This is a genomic window from Paenibacillus andongensis (genome assembly GCF_025369935.1).
GTDB classification, from domain to species: domain Bacteria; phylum Bacillota; class Bacilli; order Paenibacillales; family NBRC-103111; genus Paenibacillus_E; species Paenibacillus_E andongensis.
This window is the reverse complement of record NZ_CP104467.1, coordinates 6,419,586-6,439,621: the sequence shown is the minus strand read 5'-3', so window position 1 is coordinate 6,439,621 and position 20,036 is coordinate 6,419,586. Positions and strand designations below refer to the sequence as shown.

16 protein-coding genes are annotated in these 20,036 nt (G+C 46.8%); 4 read left to right on the top strand and 12 right to left on the bottom strand.

Annotation, left to right across the window (positions count from 1 at the left end; translation table 11 throughout):
- Positions 1-9 precede the first annotated feature (9 nt).
- A complete protein-coding gene (locus NYR53_RS28705; protein WP_261302477.1) occupies positions 10-987 on the top strand; it encodes a metallophosphoesterase family protein in 978 nt (325 codons plus the stop codon).
- Positions 988-1,075: 88 nt separating this feature from the next.
- Here the strand turns inward: NYR53_RS28705 and NYR53_RS28700 are convergent, their stop codons facing one another.
- On the bottom strand, positions 1,076-1,786 hold the full coding sequence (locus NYR53_RS28700) for a TetR/AcrR family transcriptional regulator C-terminal domain-containing protein (RefSeq protein WP_261302476.1): 711 nt from the start codon (positions 1,784-1,786) through the stop codon (positions 1,076-1,078).
- Between the two features lie 111 nt (positions 1,787-1,897).
- On the opposite strand from NYR53_RS28700, the gene NYR53_RS28695 reads away from it, so the two are divergent.
- Complete coding sequence (locus NYR53_RS28695) at positions 1,898-2,578, top strand: DUF6022 family protein (RefSeq protein WP_261302475.1); 681 nt, start codon at positions 1,898-1,900, stop codon at positions 2,576-2,578.
- Positions 2,579-2,656: 78 nt separating this feature from the next.
- On the top strand, positions 2,657-3,127 hold the full coding sequence (locus tag NYR53_RS28690) for a DinB family protein (protein ID WP_261302474.1): 471 nt from the start codon (positions 2,657-2,659) through the stop codon (positions 3,125-3,127).
- 93 nt (positions 3,128-3,220) lie between these two features.
- On the opposite strand, the gene NYR53_RS28685 is transcribed toward NYR53_RS28690, so the two are convergent.
- From NYR53_RS28685 to NYR53_RS28640, 10 genes are all read right to left on the bottom strand, one after another.
- Entirely contained in the window at positions 3,221-3,976 is a 756-nt protein-coding gene (locus tag NYR53_RS28685; protein WP_261302473.1) for a YheC/YheD family protein, read from the bottom strand.
- A gap of 136 nt (positions 3,977-4,112) precedes the next feature.
- On the bottom strand, positions 4,113-5,246 hold the full coding sequence (locus NYR53_RS28680) for a cytochrome P450 (RefSeq protein WP_261302472.1): 1,134 nt from the start codon (positions 5,244-5,246) through the stop codon (positions 4,113-4,115).
- A gap of 75 nt (positions 5,247-5,321) precedes the next feature.
- A complete protein-coding gene (locus NYR53_RS28675) occupies positions 5,322-5,900 on the bottom strand; it encodes a TetR/AcrR family transcriptional regulator (RefSeq protein ID WP_261302471.1) in 579 nt (192 codons plus the stop codon).
- 214 nt (positions 5,901-6,114) lie between these two features.
- Entirely contained in the window at positions 6,115-8,076 is a 1,962-nt protein-coding gene (locus tag NYR53_RS28670; protein ID WP_261302470.1) for a glycoside hydrolase family 15 protein, read from the bottom strand.
- A 222-nt stretch (positions 8,077-8,298) separates the two neighbouring features.
- On the bottom strand, positions 8,299-11,283 hold the full coding sequence (locus tag NYR53_RS28665; RefSeq protein WP_261302469.1) for a 1,4-alpha-glucan branching protein domain-containing protein: 2,985 nt from the start codon (positions 11,281-11,283) through the stop codon (positions 8,299-8,301).
- Entirely contained in the window at positions 11,280-11,840 is a 561-nt protein-coding gene (locus NYR53_RS28660; RefSeq protein WP_261302468.1) for a DUF4912 domain-containing protein, read from the bottom strand. The genes NYR53_RS28665 and NYR53_RS28660 overlap by 4 nt, the downstream gene beginning before the upstream one ends.
- Positions 11,841-11,961: 121 nt before the next feature.
- Positions 11,962-12,228, bottom strand: a complete 267-nt coding sequence (locus NYR53_RS28655; RefSeq protein WP_261302467.1) for a hypothetical protein — start codon at positions 12,226-12,228, stop codon at positions 11,962-11,964.
- A gap of 17 nt (positions 12,229-12,245) precedes the next feature.
- Positions 12,246-14,654: a sugar phosphate nucleotidyltransferase gene (locus NYR53_RS28650; RefSeq protein ID WP_261302466.1), complete on the bottom strand. Its 2,409-nt coding sequence runs from the start codon at positions 14,652-14,654 to the stop codon at positions 12,246-12,248.
- Between the two features lie 102 nt (positions 14,655-14,756).
- A complete protein-coding gene (locus NYR53_RS28645; protein ID WP_261302465.1) occupies positions 14,757-17,591 on the bottom strand; it encodes a 1,4-alpha-glucan branching protein domain-containing protein in 2,835 nt (944 codons plus the stop codon).
- 9 nt (positions 17,592-17,600) lie between these two features.
- On the bottom strand, positions 17,601-18,107 hold the full coding sequence (locus tag NYR53_RS28640; protein ID WP_261302464.1) for a DUF4912 domain-containing protein: 507 nt from the start codon (positions 18,105-18,107) through the stop codon (positions 17,601-17,603).
- A gap of 216 nt (positions 18,108-18,323) precedes the next feature.
- Between NYR53_RS28640 and NYR53_RS28635 the strand changes: the two genes are divergently transcribed.
- Positions 18,324-18,746 carry a hypothetical protein gene (locus tag NYR53_RS28635; protein ID WP_261302463.1) on the top strand — a complete coding sequence of 141 codons (423 nt, stop codon included), beginning with the start codon at positions 18,324-18,326 and terminating at the stop codon, positions 18,744-18,746.
- A 366-nt stretch (positions 18,747-19,112) separates the two neighbouring features.
- On the opposite strand, the gene NYR53_RS28630 is transcribed toward NYR53_RS28635, so the two are convergent.
- Positions 19,113-20,018 (bottom strand): LytR/AlgR family response regulator transcription factor, encoded by a 906-nt coding sequence (locus NYR53_RS28630; RefSeq protein ID WP_261302462.1) that lies wholly within the window; start codon positions 20,016-20,018, stop codon positions 19,113-19,115.
- Positions 20,019-20,036 lie beyond the last annotated feature (18 nt).

The window sequence follows — 20,036 nt, the reverse complement described above, 5'->3', positions numbered from 1 at the left end:
GGGAAGACGATGAAAAAACGACTAAAATTTCGAGACGATGGTACGTTTGTCATCGTACAATTTTCCGATGTGGAATTTCTCGATGAATTTGATTTTGACCCGGAAACACCTAAGTATGATTCAGAGACTAGAGCGCTTATGGAACGAATCATCGAAGCCGAAAAGCCTGATCTCATTGTGTTTGCCGGTGATGTAATTGCGAGTAACCGGGCGAGAGATCCGATTCATTCGTTCCGCCAAGCCGTTAAAGCAGCAGAGATGAGCTGCACGCCATGGGCGGCCGTGTTCGGCAATCACGACTCGGAGGGCGAAGTGCCGAGGAAAACGATGCATGAGCTGCAATTGCAGCATGAATATTGCGTGGCGGAACCGGATCCAGAAGGCGTTAACGGGGCCGGGAACTTTGTCGTAACCGTGGCGGGCAAGGACGAAGACACGGCGGCGGCGATATACTTTTTGGATAGCGGCGACTACTCTGCCATCGGCGATCGGGTTGGCGGCTATGACTGGATTCGCAGAGATCAAATCAATTGGTATGTGGGCAAGTCGCGAGAGCTGACAAGGCGAATCGATGAACAACCGCTGCCTGCGCTTGCCTTCTTCCACATTCCTCTACCGGAGTACAATGACGTGTGGGATTATCAAGTATGCTACGGGCATCGTTATGACTCTTGCTGCTCTTCTCCTGAAATTAATTCTGGTATGTTTGCGGCAATGGTGGAGATGGGCGATGTGATGGGGACGTTCGTCGGTCATGACCACGGCAACGATTTTTGGGGAACGCTTCATGGTATTCGTCTTTGCTACGGACGTTCGACGAGATATGTAAGCTACGTGGATGGTGTGCGTCACGACTTAGTGCCTACAGGAGCGAGAGTCATTCGACTAAAAGAGGGTGAGCGTCGGTTCGATACATGGATTCGTCAGAATGACGGAACTGTTGTGGAAGAGCAGCCGGAGCATCTGCCTGAGGGCAGGAAAGCCTAAAGAGTACCTGCTATTAATGAACTTCTAAGAGTGGCTGTTCCGGACTTTACACGTCCGGAACAGCCACTCTTTTATCTAATAACTAGTGTTAGCCGTTAGAAAGCTTATCAACAAAACCAGCAAGCAGCACATCCAACCCGAACGAAAACTCTTCTTCCCAGTTCACAGAAGTCGTATAAGCGGCTAGGCGGATAAAGTGGGGATATCGCTCCTTGGGTAATGCCTCAATCTCTTTGAATTTTGTCTCCGATTCTTTCTGGTTATCCTCCGAAAACTTCGCACGATCCCGCAAGCGGCATTCTTCATCGACGAAGCCGTAGATAAAGTTCTTGAGCATGGATGCAAGCCACGGCACTTGGTCATCCTTAAATCCAGCTTCGACGAGCGCACGAAACAGAAATTCGATATGCGCCAAACGGTTAGGGCTTGCCGCATGCGTCGCGTTCATGATGTGCACGGCGTCTGGGTATTGCAGCAGACTTCGGCGGAAGCTCATTGACCACTGGTGCAGCTGCATTTTCCAATCCAAACTGCTATCGGGAAAATCAATCTTGGTGCTGATCTCTTCTGCCAAGAGATGAAGCAGCTGTTCTTTGTCCTTCACATGGTAGTACAAAGATGAGGCCTTCACGCCTAGTGAGTCGGCGATTTTGCGCATGCTGATGCCATCTAAGCCCTCGGCTTTGAGCAGTTCCAGCATGATCCCGACAATCCGGGCTCGATCGAGAGGCGTGTGAAGCGGCTCACTCCGATTCGTTTCCTCATTTGTTGTTAAGGGATGAATTCGTCTTCTTGCCATGTCAGTTCACCTTCCATTTTATCTCTTGACAAGTATAACACAAGAGTTTAATCTAACGGTATTATATTATTATTTATCACTGTTAGATTAAATGAAAAGGAGTGCATAAACATGCAAACGACCACAATTGAATCTATTGCCCGTACCGCCGAGGACATTTTATCCCAAGCGTGGAAAGCCGTCTATGACGAAGAGAAGGAGGAACTGACCGAGATGTTCAAGAAGTTCGGTGACCGCGCCTACGGCGCGTGGATTCAACACTTTATGGCGCCGGTCGCAGAGCGTCTTGCCGCTGAAGGATTCATTATCAGAGGCGGATTCAACTTAAAGGATTCCATTGAGAACTGGGGACCGCCTGAAGAAAGGGAACGCTGCGTATGGTATGTCGTGAAGACATCGGAAGGTGAAGAGCTGGGCACATTGGTGCTGCAGGTCTATCATTCGCACCGCTCGTTCTTCATGCCAAGAGCACCGCGGCTGCTGGCACTTGAAGTTACGGATCGGGAGGCAATTCTCGCCGCACTCTCGGATGCTTCAACCCGAATCCGCTGGGATTTAAGGGAAGAACGAATCCCTCAGCCGCAATTACAATCCTTCCCAATTCAGCAATTCGAGTACGCGGCAGATACTTCAATCGGAGATGGACTAAAGCCCGCAGCAGACGGTCAGCTGTACAGCTGGAATTTAGACGATGCGCTGGGCCATTGGGGGCGATACGGCTGGGAACTTGTAACCGTCGTTCCAACTGGAGACAAAGTGATTGCGTACTTCAAACGCCCGCTGAGTGACTAAATCAAAAAAGAGAGTGCATTTAGAACGTGTGTTCTGATATAATGATTAAGCTACTGGAAGCAGAAAGGAAGGATGCTCATGAATGCTATTGAAATAATAGTATTGAATTTCGAAGAAGTTCGCCGTAGAAGTATAAAAGTGTGGGAAAGCATTCCTGAGATAAGTCTAGACTGGAAACCTGACCTCAATGCTTTAAGTATGAAAGATATGATCCGTCATGTTTTGGACAGTGAGCATTATTATCATCTTGCATTGCTTAACAAAGGAAGCTTAACTTCTTACGATTCGCCATTTGAAAAGCGTATATTTACAACAGTTAAAGATGAGCTAGCCTTTGCTCAAACATATAGAACACAATTTATTAATACGGTGAAGTCGTTTTCTGAAGAAGATCTATCAAATGTAAAGATTAATCGAAGCGATGCGGGGTATATTCGTACTTTAGGAGATATGTTGATGAGGATTGCTTATCACGAATCTGTTCACACCGGTCAACTACTGGATTATATGAGAACAGCTGGCATAGAACGTCCAAAGGTATGGGACTAGTTTTCGGCCGAACTGCGTATACAGAAACGATAGTTACATAACAAAGATCAAGCAGGCTGCCGGAGATAAACTCGGTGGCCTGCTGCACAGCATTTAGTTAGACCTTCCATACTGCTTGGAAAAAGACAAAATACGACGATACATGCTTTTATCCTTCATGTGCTTTAAAGGGTAAAACTGGGGTCTAGTGTTAACCTCAAGGATCCAAGGTTTTCCTTTAACATCTAAAGCAACATCCAAGCCTAATTCTCTAAAGCCGTTTTTATAACTATCGAAATGATTTCCTACAGTACATCCCAACCGTTCTAGTTTTGCTTCCTTTCTTCGGATAAATGCGCTTTTATATCCTGCGCCGGCCATTGTTTGAAAGAAATAACCAAGTTTTCCGCCTTGATGATAGTTCGTAGCGACCTTACCCGGCCTGCCTATTTTTGTGAATGTAGCGCTGCTTACCCATTTTCCTTTTCTCGTCTTCTGAACCATAACACGTACGTCAAATGGTCTCCCCTTCGTCGTGGCCAAGACTATACCCTGCTGAAGCAAAAATGATCTTCTTTTTGAAAATTGGCGAAGCTTGATGTATAAACCTTCCTTGCTTGAGTAGTACGATTTAACGGATTTAAGTTGAATTTGATACCCGCTATCTTTTCTTTTGATCCGAATAATGTCTGTTCCGCCTGTACCGTCGGTAGGTTTGAAATATAGGGTAGAAAAAGCCGACAGCATCAAATTAAGATTTTTTCTGTTGAATAGCATGGTTCGTGGGATGAATTTTTTTAGCTTTCTATGCTTAACTAACCATGTAGTTTTAATCCATTTGCTTTTAATTGATAGGCTCCTGTATTTCATTGCGATAACCTCCCATGTCACAGAATACGCTTTAAGATAATTGCTTGTCACTGCATTGGCCTAGACATGATTGGCACAACCCTTGAGTTTGTGAAATGGAAAAAGCATTCTGGCAAGGCAGGGCATATCCTCTAATCTATGATCTCCGCAAAATAATAGGCATTTGTTTGATACCAAACATCATCCAACTATCGATTCTCTCCAACACATGGGAGCGATCAAGGTGGAACTCAGGGAATCGATTAAGCAGCGTTTGAATAGCAATTTTACTTTCCAAACGAGCTAATTGCGCTCCTAAGCAGAAGTGAATGCCGTGACCAAAAGCTAGATGGGGATTAGGATTCCGGTGGATGTTGAAGATATCAGGGCGCTCGAATATGTCTTCGTCATGGTTGGCCGAGCCAATCCAGATGTTGACCATTTGTCCGGGAGTTAGTGTTTGCCCGCGTAGAACGGTGGTCTTTTTTACCGTTCGAATCATCGTTTGGACAGGTGAACAATAACGAAGAACTTCCTCAAGAGCCTGTGGAACCAAGGAGCGATCCGCCAAAAGCTGCTCTTTTACTTCTGCATGGCTATCGATGAGGAGCAGTGCCGAGGAAATCAGGTTGGTTGTGGTTTCATTTCCCGCTACAAGCAGAAGGATGCAGAACCCGATCACTTCCAGATCACTTAATTGTTCGCCATCTCCCTTCGCGAGGACGAGACGGCTAATCAGGTCATCCTGCGGTTCAAGCCGTCTCCGATCTGCAATAGCAGTAAAATAGACACTCATCTCTTGTTGACATTGATAATAACGCTCGGAGTTGTTACCGACCAGCGCATCCGACCATTCTTTGAAACGCTCTCGATCTTCCTGAGGAATACCGAGCATTTCGGCAATGACGATAATCGGTAGCGGACTTGCAAAATCATGAAGCCCATCCATCTTACCGCTTGCTTCCATCTGGTCACACAACGCACTCGCTATCGCCTCAATCTTTGGCGTCAGTCCTTCGATGACCCGAGGAACAAAAGCTTGAGAAACGAGCATCCGCAGTTGCCGATGTTTAGGCGGATCCTGTCTTAAAACACTCGCCTCAATCGGATCTTTCATCGTTTCTACACCTTGTGAAGAATAGTGCTCATGATCGGAAAAGATCGCTTTGACGTCTTCGTATTTGAAAACATCCCAGGAGTCGTACTCCTTTTTATACGATACGGGGGAGGAGGCGCGCATTTCTTTAAAATAAGACAAAGGGATCAATTCATTAACCGTTCTCCAATCCATATGGTTCACCATCGCTTCCCATCTTCATTGATTTGAACTGACTAGTCAGTTCGGTGACTTCAAAAAAAGAGGCGGTTACTCACCGCTTGTCATAAACAAACCTGACGTAATGATCGTATAAAAGAATTGTTCAATCTGATCACGAGACCCTTCATTGCTGTTGTTCAAAAAATAGTTACATGCACTGTCTAGCATGCCAACGATCCCCGCCGCGGCCAAATTGCAGTTAACATTGCGAAGCACGCCTTCTTGCTTTCCTTCCTCTAAGACGCTGGCAAGAAAATGAATGTAGTCAATCCTTAGTTTCTTCAGTTCTTCCAGCACTTCCTGATCAATGCTGTTAGATAGTTCATTGAAAACGATATGCGCTAAATGGCTTGATTCCAAAAACAGATCGAGATTGTGCCTGATGATCCTTTTGATTTGTTCTTCCAAAGTAAGATTGGCTTTAAGATCTGCTTGAACGTTATTAATAATTTCTTGAAGACCATCCTTAACAAGCGTCTTAAACAATTGGGCTTTTCCGGGAAAGTGATAGTACAGCGTACCTTTGGCGACATTTGCTCTCAAGGCAATTTCATCCATACTCGCCCGATGGTAACCGTTTTCTGAAAATACTTCAACTGCTGTTTGGATAATTTTCTCTTTACTCAAGGAGATCCGCCTTTCGATGCTCAACTTAAAACTGACTGGTCAGTACAACGAAAGTGTAACATATTGGAAAAAGAGATGTCAACATGAGAACTGAAAACGAGAACTGAGATCGAGAGGAGATTGTGCTCTTTTTGCTCTCAAAATGAAATGAAAAAAACCTCCCGGAATGAACATGTGTTCAATTCCATGGGAGGTTGAAATACGATACAACACCTTACTTGGTAAGCTGTTTATATTTGTTCAAGTACTTCACGACGGTCAGCACATAAGTGGCGTGGGACCAAGTGAGCGGAGCAACAGATACCGGTTCACCTGAGAAAGGGTCTAATTGTTCCGATAGAACGCCGCTTTCCATTGCATGTTTGACGACCCATTCAAGCGTTCGGCGCGGTGCTTCGAGATCCGCCAGTGACTTGGCGTACTCGATTTCCCATTCGGCAATCCACAATGTACAGATGATCCATGGGTTACCTGGTACGTTCTCAATATCCGTGGAGCGTTGGAAGTAATAGTCGTGATGATAACGAGCGGAACCTCCGACTTCGGTTTTGATCATGAGTCCAGCTTTGTTGGCTTTCATCGTGCTCACCACACGCTCATCGTCAGCAGGCAGAACGCCGAATTCAAAGATGCCGTAAACGGAGCTTTCGAGTGTCATATCCTTCACCCATTCGCCATCTTCCATATACAAGCCGCGAACGAATCGTTGTTCTCCTTCGTCCCATAGATGCTTGAGGATACCGGATTTGATTTTCTCCGCTGTATGCTTGTAACGATTGCTTCGTTCTTCGTCCCCGAACAGGTTGCTGAAATTGGAAGCGGCAATAAGTCCGCCATAAACCGCTGAAGCTGTAAACGTGAATATCCCGTAACGCTCTTCCCACAGATCATAACTTGGCTTCGGCAAGTTCAATTCCTGATCAATGTAAGTGGACATGAATCTGGCTGCTCTGCGAATGAGATTGCGATAGAGGGATTGGGCGAATTCAAGGCTTCCATTTTTCTGGAAATCCTGCCAAAGGGCATATAACACAAGGGCAGTCTCATCTTCTTGAATAGGAAGTTGTACCCGTCCGGAATGAATGTATGGATGCCAACTGGAGCCTACGGTGCCGTCCGGATTGTATTTATGATGCAAGTAACCTTCGGGTGACAGCACGTTCGCACAGAAGTTAAAGAAAGGAATAATCATACCTTGGTAGCCAGCCATGGACATGGAATAAGCAATTAAAGCACCGTCACGTGGCCACATATAACTGTAATGATCTCGGTTGCTTTGCATGATATCGGAATCGTTCGCAGCGATGATCGCACCGTTTACATCCGTTTGAGTCCTGACAAGCAGTAGACTTTGTTTGAAAAGCCGTTGGACTTCGAGCGGCAGATCGCCGTAATCGCGTTCAATTTTGTTTGCCCATCTTTGCCAGTACACAGTTACGCGGTCAAGGAGTTTACCAGGGTGGCTGTCTTTGACATAGGCATCGAGCTTCTTGACTTCCTCCAGCGTTTTGCCTGCACCCATCCAATAATAGAGCGTTTGGTGGGCGTTCGGTGGTACGAAGAGTCGGAAAGAAATGGTACTATCGACGGAGCCTTGAGCAATGGCATTGCCCATCAAATGTCCATCTTCCGCGTCGCGCCAAGTTCCTTCGGCATTATAGAACCTTTTGACACCTGTAGAGTATTGATAAATGCCTTCGGTTCCTGTACTGCCGTTAAACATAAAATATCTGTCTTTCTTATAATGGAATACCGTATTATTCGCTGGATAGTAAGCGGCTGTATCCCCAACTTCTGTCTCATTAATGAGCAAGTCTTGATTGAAGAACATCCGTACTTCGCTAACGGTACTTTTGTGATTCGTAATTCGGATACGTTTGAGGTAGATATCCTCGCGCTGATGAACCCCGTCATTCATGAGCAGAGTGACACCAAGACCGGGATGTGTAGCTGTCACTTCGGTGACGAGCGAATCCTCCACGTAGGCAAGTTTAAATTGCCATTCAGGGGCATTCAGCCAAGCGAAGGAACCATCTACCCATATACCAACTCTGCATTGATAACCGCCAATATGGTTAAGCTGGCCTACGAAAGGATAATACAGATCTCGCATGTAGGAATGCTGATCGAGGTTAATAAGAAATTTTCCGTTTCCGATGACCAGATGTCTAGGCAATAAAATCACTTCCCCACTCGTTTGTTTGATCGCGCGATTCAGAACCCGTCCTTGAGGTATCCAGCATGGGATATCGCGTCCTCGATTCGCTAGTGACTAGGACATAGTTAGCACAGGGCTTGCCAATAGGTTACCTAATTATTACCAAGGAATCAATGATTGTTTGAAAAAATTCTGAAAATTCCCACTGGTCACGCTTACAAACTGGCATAGTTATCCATATTATTTCATTATTTCCTTATGGTTGGGGAATATACCTGACCTCTGCGGGTGAAGGTGAATCAATTTTTCGTAAGTTTCTGTTGTCAACTTGCTAATAGGGTCCCAGTGAAAGGTCTCACTGACTTTGTTCAAAGCGGCCGCAGCGAGTTCGCTTGCGTAGTCGGGCTTTTCAAATAAATGGGCAATCTGAAAAGCGAGTGCATTAGCATCTCCGGGGGGCACTTTGCAGCCGTTAATGCCATGATCCACAATCTCAGCAAGACCACCCGTATCCGATACGATAAGTGGCGTGCCGCTTGCCATTGCTTCCAAGGCGACAAGACCGAAAGGCTCATAAAGGCTTGGAATTACACAAAGCTCCGCGGAAAGCAAAAGCTGATTTTTGTCGGTCTCATCTAGGAATCCTGTAAAGTTGACCCGGTCACCAAGCGGCGCGGCCAATCGCTCTAATCCTTCAAGCTCAGGTCCTGTACCTGCGATAATCAGCTTAGCTTCGGGGTAACGTTTGAGCACAAGCCGCATGGCGGCTATGAGGATATGCACGCCCTTTTCATAAACAAGCCTCCCGAGGAAAGCAATAATTCGATTCTGTTCATGACTACAAAGAGCATTAGAAAGAAGCGGATTAACATTCGCAAGGGAAACAGCAGTTGCGCGAAAAGGAATAACACCATTAGGTATATGTGCCGTTTTGTAGATAGGTACATGAAATAGGCGAATGACCTCTTGCTGCATATAAAGGCTGCAGACAACGAGCTGATCGGCTTCGTCGGCTAACTTATTTTCTATGGTATGGATCCGTTGCTGCACCGGGGTATCCAGCTTCCCTTGATTGCGGCCATATTCGGTGGCATGGATTGTTGCAAGGAGCGGGAGATGAAGCTCATTTTTGGATTCTTTGGCTGCATAAAAGACAAGCCAATCATGAGCATGAATAATATCGAATTGCATGCCTTGCAAAGTTAAGCGTTGGATGGCATCGATGAAAGCCATGTTCATTTGAAATACCCAATCTAGGAAGTGAACGGCTCCAGTGGACTGGAGAACTTCTACTCGATGAATATGCACCCCATCAGACCACTCATAAGGAAGACAATCGGGAGCAAGACACGTAATGACATGAACTTCATGGCCGAAGGCAGCCAGATGCTTAGATAAGTCGCAAACAGCTCTGGCGAGACCACCGATGACACGCGGCGGATATTCCCATGCGAGCATAAGAATACGCAGAGGTGTGGACTTGGGATTGGATGAGAAATTTAAAGAAGTACTATTTAAAGAGCGATTCAAACTTATGGAAGGGCTAGTTTGGAAAAGACGGTAGTGGAGCTCCGGTAGAAAAGGGGATCTCCGTTCTAAGGGAATCACGATTTCGGATAGCTCTTTGTCTGAAGCCGCTGTTTCTAGCCCGTTAAGTAATTTATGAAAATGGGATAAATGCGTTTCTATGCGGTTAGCCGCGTAGGTAGTCACTGTTTCCGCATCTAGGATGAATGTCCAGTCGCTGCTTTGCGCGAGCATAAGCTCTCTCGCGGCTTGGTTCAGTGCACGCTGCTGCATCTTCGTGAGCAGCTCGGGGTTCGGGTGCTTTTGCGCAGCAAGCACCATACGATCCTCCGCCGCGTGCAGCAGCGGATGTACCCACTGGCTGCGCGGCTGCAGCCAGACCTCGGCGTAGCCGCCTCGGCCCCAGCTCGACACAGGAAGCGAAGCTTCCGTGGTCGGCGCATGGGCGGCGGCATAGCCGCCTAACGTAGTCGTGTCCACGACTACGGTTTCAAGGCTGCGCGCGGCAGCAAGCCCGCGCAGCACAGCCTCGAGCCACTGGTGGCCTTCGTACCACCAGTGCCCGAACAGCTCGGCATCGTATGGACATACGATGACCGGCGGTTCCGCCGGCCGCGCTGCGCGGTCGCCGGCGGCCAGAGGCAGCGCCTCGCGCTCCTCTGCGAGGCGGCGCAGCTGCGCCGCCCGGCTGGCGACGAAATGCTCAGCATCCTGCTGAGCTTTCTGAGCGGCCCGCGCCGGGTGGTAGGGTGCTTTGGCGTCACCTGAGGCTGCGCCGGTGACGCTGTAGTACTTGAAGCCCGTATGAATGCGTGCGCCGTCCGGCAGCACATAGGGCTTCAAGTATTCCCACTCGGCCCCGCCGTCTTGGCCGAGGTCGTAGCCGATATCGCGATAATATTCGCGATAGTTGGCATCGCTCGGGTACCCGACTTCAGCGCTCCATACCTGAGCGCCGGCTTCGAGGTCCCGAGCAAAGGCGCAGGCGCCGCTCGGCGTGCGCAGCGGCGTCCCTGTCATTCCCTGTGCGTGCGCATGAGCGTCCACTACGAAATAGCGAAGGCCAAGTGCCTGCAGGTGGGGCTCCAACGCAGGCGTATAGCCGCACTCCGGCAGCCAGATGCCAGCCGGAGCGGACCCAAAATGCCGCCGAAATTCCGTTACGGCGGCTTCGAGCTGTGCGCGAAGATGAGCGTCGTTCTTGACTAGCGGCAAGAACGCATGTGTCGCGGCGCACGTTATTAATTCTAAGCAGCCCGTGCTTCTAAGGCTGCGGAACTTACCAATCAGATCGCCCCTTAGGCGATCGTACAAAGCTTTAAGCCGATGATACTGATCGGCATAGAGCTTCGCTGTAGGGCCGAAGTCGGCATGACCCCACAAACGAATAACCTCTCGCTGAGCCAGTTCACACAGCGAAGCCAGATGCCTGCGAAGCCTCTTTTTTAAGCGCGAATCCTCGAGCATGGCGAGCAGCGTAGGGGACAATGACAATGTGAGTTGAAAAGGCACTTCATCCTCGAGAAGCCGCTCCATCATTTCGATCAAAGGAAGATAGCTATCGACAACGGCTTCGAAGAACCATCGCTCTTCTAGGGTGATATTCTCCTCCTCATGACGAACGTAGGGGATATGGGCATGTAAAAGCAAAGCAACGTAACCTTGTACGTTGGAGTTGGCGTTAGGGTATGTGCTCAATCAGTATCGCCTCCAGATTCCGTATCTGCTGAGTATGCGGTCTTCGGTGAATACACCGAATAGGCAGAGAAATGCTCATTAGCTTCAGGCGTTATTAGCTGAAAGGAAACGGCAATAGGCCGATATGTAAGTAGTTGACCATTCGTCATTTGGTGAGAAGGAAATTCTTGATTCGTATCTATAGGGGGAGTCTGAATTGTATTGGAACGCAGTAGCGGGAGAAACTGCCCCTGTTCATTCACAATGCCAAGATCCGCAAAGTAACTTTGACCTGGGTGAAACCCGCTCAGAAAGCATGATCCTCCTTGGGGGAGATGAAGTTCTGATACACTGTGATGAGCTTGGTAGCTACCAATAGGTAAATTGGTTACATGATAAAATCGCAATGTAGGCTGAAGCGCTTTCCAGTCTTTATCGAAATGTTCCTGTACCATGTTCATTTTTCGGCCAGAGAGCTGCCAGTAGGCAAAAAGAACAGTCGGGGACTGGATAAGCAAGTGAAGGGTATCCCGATCCATAGGATCAACAAAGAGAGCTTGGGTTGGTATCGAACTCACCTTTTCTCAGGGTAGTTATGGAAAATAAGCTGCAAGGATCTTGAGCAACATTGTAGCATATGCACCATACAAACTAAAAATCTCCACCTTATGTAAAAGGGGGAGATCACATGTATATCCTTTACTTGGTTGGATTTTGCCCTTCCATGTACCGGTTTTCCGTAAGTCTCATTAAGGAATCGTACCGATTCACCGACGCAAATATCAAGAGGTATTCATCTTGCTTTACATTGGTATAAGATGCTTTGAAACCGGTATGATATTGCACTGTCATGCTGGAGGATTGATCATCATACTGCACAAAAGCGATCTGTCTAGAAACGCTTGGAATCATATTCACGCCGCTCTCCCCTTCATCATAAGCTTCGGAACCACGTATCGGATACATCTATACTATAATTATGCTTACACAAGTGCGTTTAGAATGTGTCCACGATAGGAATGGACAAGCTGCTCTGCAAGCTCAGGATCCGCCGATTGTGCGACGAGCTGAAACACAGGATCATCGGCATCAGGTAGCAGCAGGACCCACCCATTCTCATGATAAAACTTAATGCCATCAATGAGATCAACAGGTACATCTTTCGTCCGTTCCATCATGCTCCGCATAACCTCTCCTTTGGAATTCCAAGGACAATCGACACGTTCACGAAGAAGATGAAAGCTAGGAAACAAGGAAAGCAGCTCCGAGAGCGGAATGCCGGTTCTATCCAGATGCAAAATCACCAATCCGATGGCAAAGAGAGAATCGAACAAGGGATGGATCCTCGCTTCTTGTGTAGCTTCCATGACGGCTCGTGACCATTCTTTCGTACGAACGATCTTCCCGCCAAGCCCCTCGGCCATGCTTTCTAGAAGCTGTGGTGCACTGACGGGAGCTCCAATGGTTGCTCCTGGACGGCTGTGCAGGTAACACAGATAGAGGAAAACAGTTTGTAAATCGCTGTCTACGAGCTCGCCTTTTTCCGTTATTAACTGCATGGTTCGTCCATCATCGTGGACACGTAAACCGAAACTCGCACCAGAGAGCGGGATAAAATCGTGAAGCGGATCCTGCCTGCTTGTAGATGTAACATGGATAGCTTCAACCCCCAGTTTTTCGAAAAATGGAACAATGAAAGGCTGAAGCCAAGAACTCGCTTCAATGACGATCCGAAGAGGGGATACAGACAGAGGATCACGTTCATATGCGATTTCTTGGGCCAAAGCATGTATATATGTTTGCAACCAGTGCACTTCTTCTTTGTAGCTGCCAATCTTCTTCATAGAGGCCCGCCCATAATCCTCTTGCCAAAAACTGTTTTCTACTTTACGCTCTGCTGATTTCGGAATAGGCAGTCCTTCCGCATCCAAACAGATCAGACTGCAGACATCGTTCTCTTTGCCGGACCACTCGAGATGGATTCCACCCGCAGCACCCAAATGACGAATAGCAAAGATAGATGCAGGTGCAAAGCAATCCCCCAAATCAACGACATGCGTTCCAACGGACTGCAGGCTAGCTGTCAGTGTTCGCTTTAATAAACGAGTGAACGTATGGGGAGCACAGCTTACCATAAGCGTTTTGCCGGAGGCCAAGGTTGCTCCATATGCTGTGGCGAATTTAGCGACTAATTCCGGTGTTAGATCTAGATTAGGAATACCACTGACACCGCTAGTCTTGAATAACGTTTTGGTTGCATGATCTCCCCAAATATAGGAGGTATGAAGCCGGGTCTTATCACGAATTTGTTTATAAGGCCAAATTTTCACGTTTGGTTCAATGCGGCTTTTCGTACCAATGACCACATGATTGCCGACTACGGAGCCATCCCCCAAATAGGATGCCTCTTTGCAAATAATCCGACTAGTCAGTGTGGAACCGGCCAATTCGTTGTGCTCAGCAATATGGTTGTGATCCCACAGTACGCTTCGCGTTAATCTACTCCCTTTGGAGAGTCGATTGTTTTGCCCGATGATGCAGTATTCGCCGATTTCTACTTCATCTTCCAGCCTGCTTCCTTTCCCAATAAAAGCGGGTCCGATCACACGAGCAGTAGCGCTTGTTTCTACATCATCTGCGATGAAGACACCGGGACGGATCTGTGTTCCGTGAATGTCGAGCTTCACTTTTCCATCTAGCATGTCAAACTGGGTTTGACGATACTGCTGCAGGTTGCCGATATCCGTCCAATAACCGGAGCTGATAAATCCATAGAGCCCATTGTTTTCTTCGAGCAAGGCAGGGAAAAGCTGCTGGCTGAAATCAAATTCTTGCCCTAGCGGTATGCGTTCCAGCATCTCAGGCTCCAAAATATAAATACCTGTGTTTACCGTGTCACTGAACACTTCACTCCAGCTTGGTTTTTCCAGAAAACGAGTAATTTGCCCCTCTTCATTGGTGATCACAACACCATATTCCAAAGGATGGCTGACACGAGTCAGGATTAACGTAGCTTTGGCTTGCTTTTCTTTATGAAAAGCGAGTGCTTGCTGCAAATCGAAATCCGTTAATGCGTCCCCGCTAATAACAATAAAAGTATCGTCAAGAAACTCGTGCGCATGTTTGACACTCCCAGCTGTACCTAAGGGACTAGTTTCTTCAAAATAATGAAGATTGACGCCAAATGCTTGCCCATTGCCAAAATAGTCGCGTATCACTTCCGGTTTATATTGCATAGTGACTGCAATGTCCTGAATGCCGTGATTTTGGAGCAGTTCAATGATATAGGCCATGCAGGGCCTACCGAGAAGAGGCACCATGGGCTTGGGGAGATGACAAGTAAGGGGACGAAGTCGGGTTCCTTTGCCTCCGGCCATAATGACAGCCTTCATTGTGGTACCTCCTTAGAGTTTTCGTAAGAAAACTGGCATCGTAAGCATTAACTTTAGATTGTATTTTGACCTAAATGGCTGGTTGATAGTAACTAAGTAAGTCTAAATTGTTGCTTTAACCTGAATGACAGGTTGATAGTGGGTAAGCTTCTGGTACTCATTCTGGATATTTTGAGCGATATGGCTCCATTGGTAGTGCTGTTGCAGCAGTTGGTAGGCGCTATCAGCCATTTTGGCGGCTTGCTTTGGCTGCAGCAGCATATCCGTAATGTGCCAGGCTAATGAATCGACATGACCTGGGAGAGCTTTATAGCCGTCCACACCATGCCTAATAATTTCAGCTAAACCGCCTGTATCGGAGAGTACCAGAGGTTTCCGATTGGCCATGGCTTCCAGCGCCACAATACCAAAAGGTTCGTACAAGCTCGGAATCACACAAACATCCGTAGATTGATAAAGCTGTGTGCGATAAGCATCATCAACAAAGCCGGTAAATAAGACCCGATCTCCCAAAAAAGCAGCCTGGGCGCGCAGCTCACTTTCCATAGGCCCAGAGCCTGCGATAATGAGTTTAGCCTGTGGAACTTGTGAGATGATTTTCGGCAGGGCTTCCAGCAAGATTTGGATGCCTTTCTCATAAACAAGCCTTCCAATGAAGAAAATGACCTTATCTTGTTTTGCCACGAAATCAGGTCGATTCATTGTCTTTATGTTTGGTTTTGGAGTCCGAATGCCATTCGGATGTACACTCACTTTATCGGACGGAAGGTTAAATATACGACCAACTTCCTCTTTCATATAGGAGCTGCACACAAAGACACGGTTAGCCTCATAAGTCAGCTGCCATTCCAAATGATGAATCTTACGCTGCAGGTCGGAATATAGATTTCCTTGATTTCGTCCCCATTCTGTTGCATGAATCGTGGCTACTAAAGGGATGCCGTAGCTGGTCTTTATTTCTCTTGCCGTATAAGCAACCATCCAATCATGCGCATGCAAAAGGTCGATTCGCCCGCCGTTCTCTTTCCATCGGACAAGATGATCGATCATGGCAAGATTCATTTCGAACGTCCAGTGGTAAAAGTGAGTATCACCGGAATGGTGAATAGGGAGCCTATGCACGTAAACGCCATTCATCTTCTCGAAACTAGGCGCACCATCGTAGGAGGTTGTGATGATATGCACGATTTCCTCATGAGCGACAAGAGCTTCCGATAGCTCATGGACGGCTCTTGATAAGCCTCCAACATGCTTGGGCGGGTATTCCCAAGTCAGCATGAATATGTTCGGACGGTGTTTGGTTTCCTCCAGTAAGGTTTCCCATTCCTTCAAGTTTGGAATAATAGGGATAGGGGAAAGCTGCTCTATGCTTACGTAATCTTGAAATTGGATATCTGGAAAGCAGTTGTCTTTCTCCTCTAAATCGGAAAGCAATGCCTCATCAACCTGTTCCCGATCGACCTGATCACAGAGATGGTGGAAGCAGCCTAGATGATCCTTCGTTCGGCGAATGGCATGGTCGATGTCACTCTGCGCGTCCATCATGAACGCCCAATCACTGCTTTGAGCTAGCATGAATTCTCTTGCAGCTTGATTCAAAGCCCGTTTCAGAACGCTGGCGCTTAACTTACCATGGCGAGAGAGATGCTCATGTTTCGTTGCAAGCTCGATCATACGTTCTTCAGCTTGATGCAGATGACGATATATCCAGTCGTTATGTCCCTGCAGCCATATTTCGGCGGAGTGGTTACGGCCCCAACTAGATTCGTTCAAATTTCCGACAGCAGCCGCTGGATAATCCTCTAGATATTCACTAGGTGTAATCATCTTAATCGTTTGCTGATCGAGAAACATTTTGCGACAGAGCTGTTCAAGAAAGTGCGGGCCTTCATACCACCAATGGCCAAAAAGCTCCGCATCATAGGGTGATACGATGAGGGGTTTGCGATCCAGCCAGCGTTCCCAATGAGCAGCTTGCTTTTGGCGATTTAATAGAAAATGATCGGCATGTTCAGCAGCTTTTGCTAAAGCCAGATCTGGTTGATAAGGCTCCTTATGACTGCCTTTGCCTGTGTTGCGATCATATTTAATCCCCGTATCCTGCCCGATGTCACTGTAGTATTCACGGTAGTTGAAGTCTCCTGGGTAGCCGTTCTCGGCATTCCATACTTGATTCGTCGATTCCGGGTCACGAGGAAAGGCGGTGACCCCATAGGGGGTCATGAGCGGAGCTGCCAATTCTCGAGAGGGCTGGGGTGAAGCGAACGCGATAGCAGAGGAATCGGTGAAAAAATATTGGATCCCAGCCTGCTTCATAATGCGGTCAATACCAGGCGTATAGCCACATTCAGGTAACCAGATGCCGCGTGGTCTTTGATCGAAATAACGCTCATAGTCCCGAACAGCGGTCATTATCTGTGCTTTTATGGCCTCTTCTGTTTTCATCAGAGGAAGAAATCCATGCGTAGCGGCCGATGTAACAATTTCAATACGACCTAAATCTTGATAGTGTTTGAATGTCGCAATGACGTTTCCCTGGCAGCTTTCATAAAGCTTCTGAAGCTCACGGAATCGTTCGGCATAATGAGCCGCCAGACGAAGAAGAGAAGGATTTTTTTGTAACCGAACCTGTTCCTTATCTGCTAGCCCAATAAGCTTACTAAGGTAAGCGTGATAGTTGTCTTGCAAGTATGGATTGCTGAACAGGGACAAGATAGTCGGGGTTATAGAGAAAGTTATGCGGAAATCTATCTTATCGCTAGTCAGACGATTCATGACTTCAAGTAGGGGGAGATACGTTTCTGTCATGGCTTGGTAGAACCATTGTTCTTCCAAATTATCGTTATGGTTCTGATGACGAATATAAGGAAGGTGAGCATGCAGCACGAGAATGAAATATCCCTTGAGTTCTGGCTTCGGTTTGATGCGATTGATCAAGAGATAACGTCACCTCACATAGGGAGAATAGGCTTGTATATTTTCAAAAAAATAGGGTTTGATTCGATTGTTAATTCGTTCAGCTTCGGCTTCTGGTACAGTCGTTTGCACCGGTTCTCCCCATTTGGTTTCGGTATCTTTAGGTGTGGCAACACAATTGGAACGAAGAAGAGGAATGAACTCGCGCTCCCAAGTGTAGGTACCAATATCTGCAAGGTAAGTGCGGCCTGCACTTAGATGGTGAAGATACCAGTTGTTAGCTTCAGACGTCGTTGTTACATCCCAGTATCCATGTGCATTACTGCCATTGAAATATAGGCTGGTCACATCGTACAAACGTATCACTTTGGGCATTGACTCATAGCCGCACTCAAAATGCTGAGAAACAAGCCATCTCCGCCTATCGCTGATTTCCCAATATACATAGAGCGAATGTGCGTCCACTATCATAAGATGGAGTATGTCCTTGTGATATCGATCCGGAACCTCGAACCCTGCGATAGGTAATGCCTTCAAGGTGAATTCCTCTTTTCTAATTGCTATTTACTACCTTTTCACTGTAAAAGCATTCGCTTTTCCAAAGAAAAATATGCGTAGATTGCTAAAATCTAGCTGATCTAAAAAAAAGGAATTTCACACTTTTCCAGCGAATATATTGGACTAATCCGGGTTAAAAAGTTTATGCTTAAGATGCAGGCTTTCCTTACGGAAAGCTCTAAGGGAGGGATATCCATGAGTTTTTGTTGTGGAGCCAGTATGATTGGAACGAAAGGTACCTTGAAGCACATTCGCACACAAATTCACAATGTACCCATTCTTTTTTGCCCGGTATGTCACCGCATTGAAGTTCATTATCTGGTGGAGAACGAATACGAGATACTAGCGGAATATGCGCATGGAGACGGCGCTCCTGAAGTGGATTTTACGGAATATGTAGATGGTAAAGATCATCTTTTGCATGATAATTGTGTCAACCATGAGGGCGAAGAGCCCTTAGATATAGTACGCTCTCAAATTGATATGGCCCTTGATCTGCTTGGGGTTGCGAAATCAATTGGCGATAATGAATGGGAAGATCAACTGAAGAAACGATTGAAAATGCTGAGTGTACGCCGAGATAAACTGAAAAACAAAAAAACCTCCAAGCACACTTAGGCTTGCTACCCTAATTTAGTCTAGGCTGGCGGGGAACGAGGAGCCGCTATTTCAGCGATTATGCCGATACGGAGCTGGTATGTGGAACGTAGGAGCGCTATTTTGGTGTTTTTGCGGTTTTTACACTTCGAAAACGGGAAATAACGGCTCCTCGTTCCGCGAAAACGGGAAATAAGCGATTTCGAGCAAAATAGGGTCTCTACGTTCCGCGAGCATAATGGTAGGTGCCGGACTTGTAAGAAATCCTTAAGAAATCCCTAAGAATTCGATAAAAAAAGAAGACGGTTCGGGTCTATTTGTGCCCATAACGTCTTCTTTTTTTGTTAGACTCATCCCTAGCTCATCTATATGGTAAGCACTTGGTGTTTATTGAAGTTCCTGCAGAAGCTTCGCAAAATCCTTTTGTAGATTCCTGCTTAGTGGAACTTTAACGGGCGTATGGTTCAAATGGATTAGAAATCTTCTCGAAGTGGGGAATCCACTTTCTTTTACATACGATACCACATGACGCAAGTTGACCAGAAAACCTTTGAATGGACTGAACATATGAGGAGAGCTCTGTGCCAGTATATCCGTTAAATTCGTGCTGGATTCCATATGTGCTCCATTCATGAGATGGATCCTGGTCAATCTCTTCTCTTCCTTCTCAATGAAGAGGATGGAATCTTCGGAAATAGGCAATTCTGATTTTTGATTTTTGACAGTAATCCATGTTGTCGTTCTAGGCTTTGGGGCTTCTTCCAATTGACTGCGTTCTAGCTGTATCTCCGCGATGGCCTTCCGAATAGCCGCTTGAAACTTTGGCAGCATTACTGGCTTGGACAGGAAGTAGAGAGATCCTAGGTCATGAAAGCTTGTCAAAACATGGTCAATATTCGTCGTTCCGCTAACCATAATGACTTTCTGCCGATAGCCAGCGCTTCGCAAAGACTGAACCATCGTGATGCCATCTAATTTCCCTTCCAATCCTATGTCCACTAGCATAATGTCAGGCTGAAGCTGATCGTATACTTGTATGAGCTGTTCGCCTTCCGAAATGATGGAGATGACTCTCAATCCACATTGCTGGCAATAACTTTCGAGTAATTTGCCTGCCCAATAGTTATCTTCCACGATGGCCACTGTGAAACGGTGTCCCATACGTTCATCGCACTCCAATCCTCTCACCCATGGCTCATTGCATCCTGTCAACTTATGCTCAGAAACAGCCAACTTAGTCCACTTTGAAGGCAAAAGAACGGTTATCTTGTATAGTTCTAAGTGTGGATTCATTGGTAGGCTGCTTAAGAG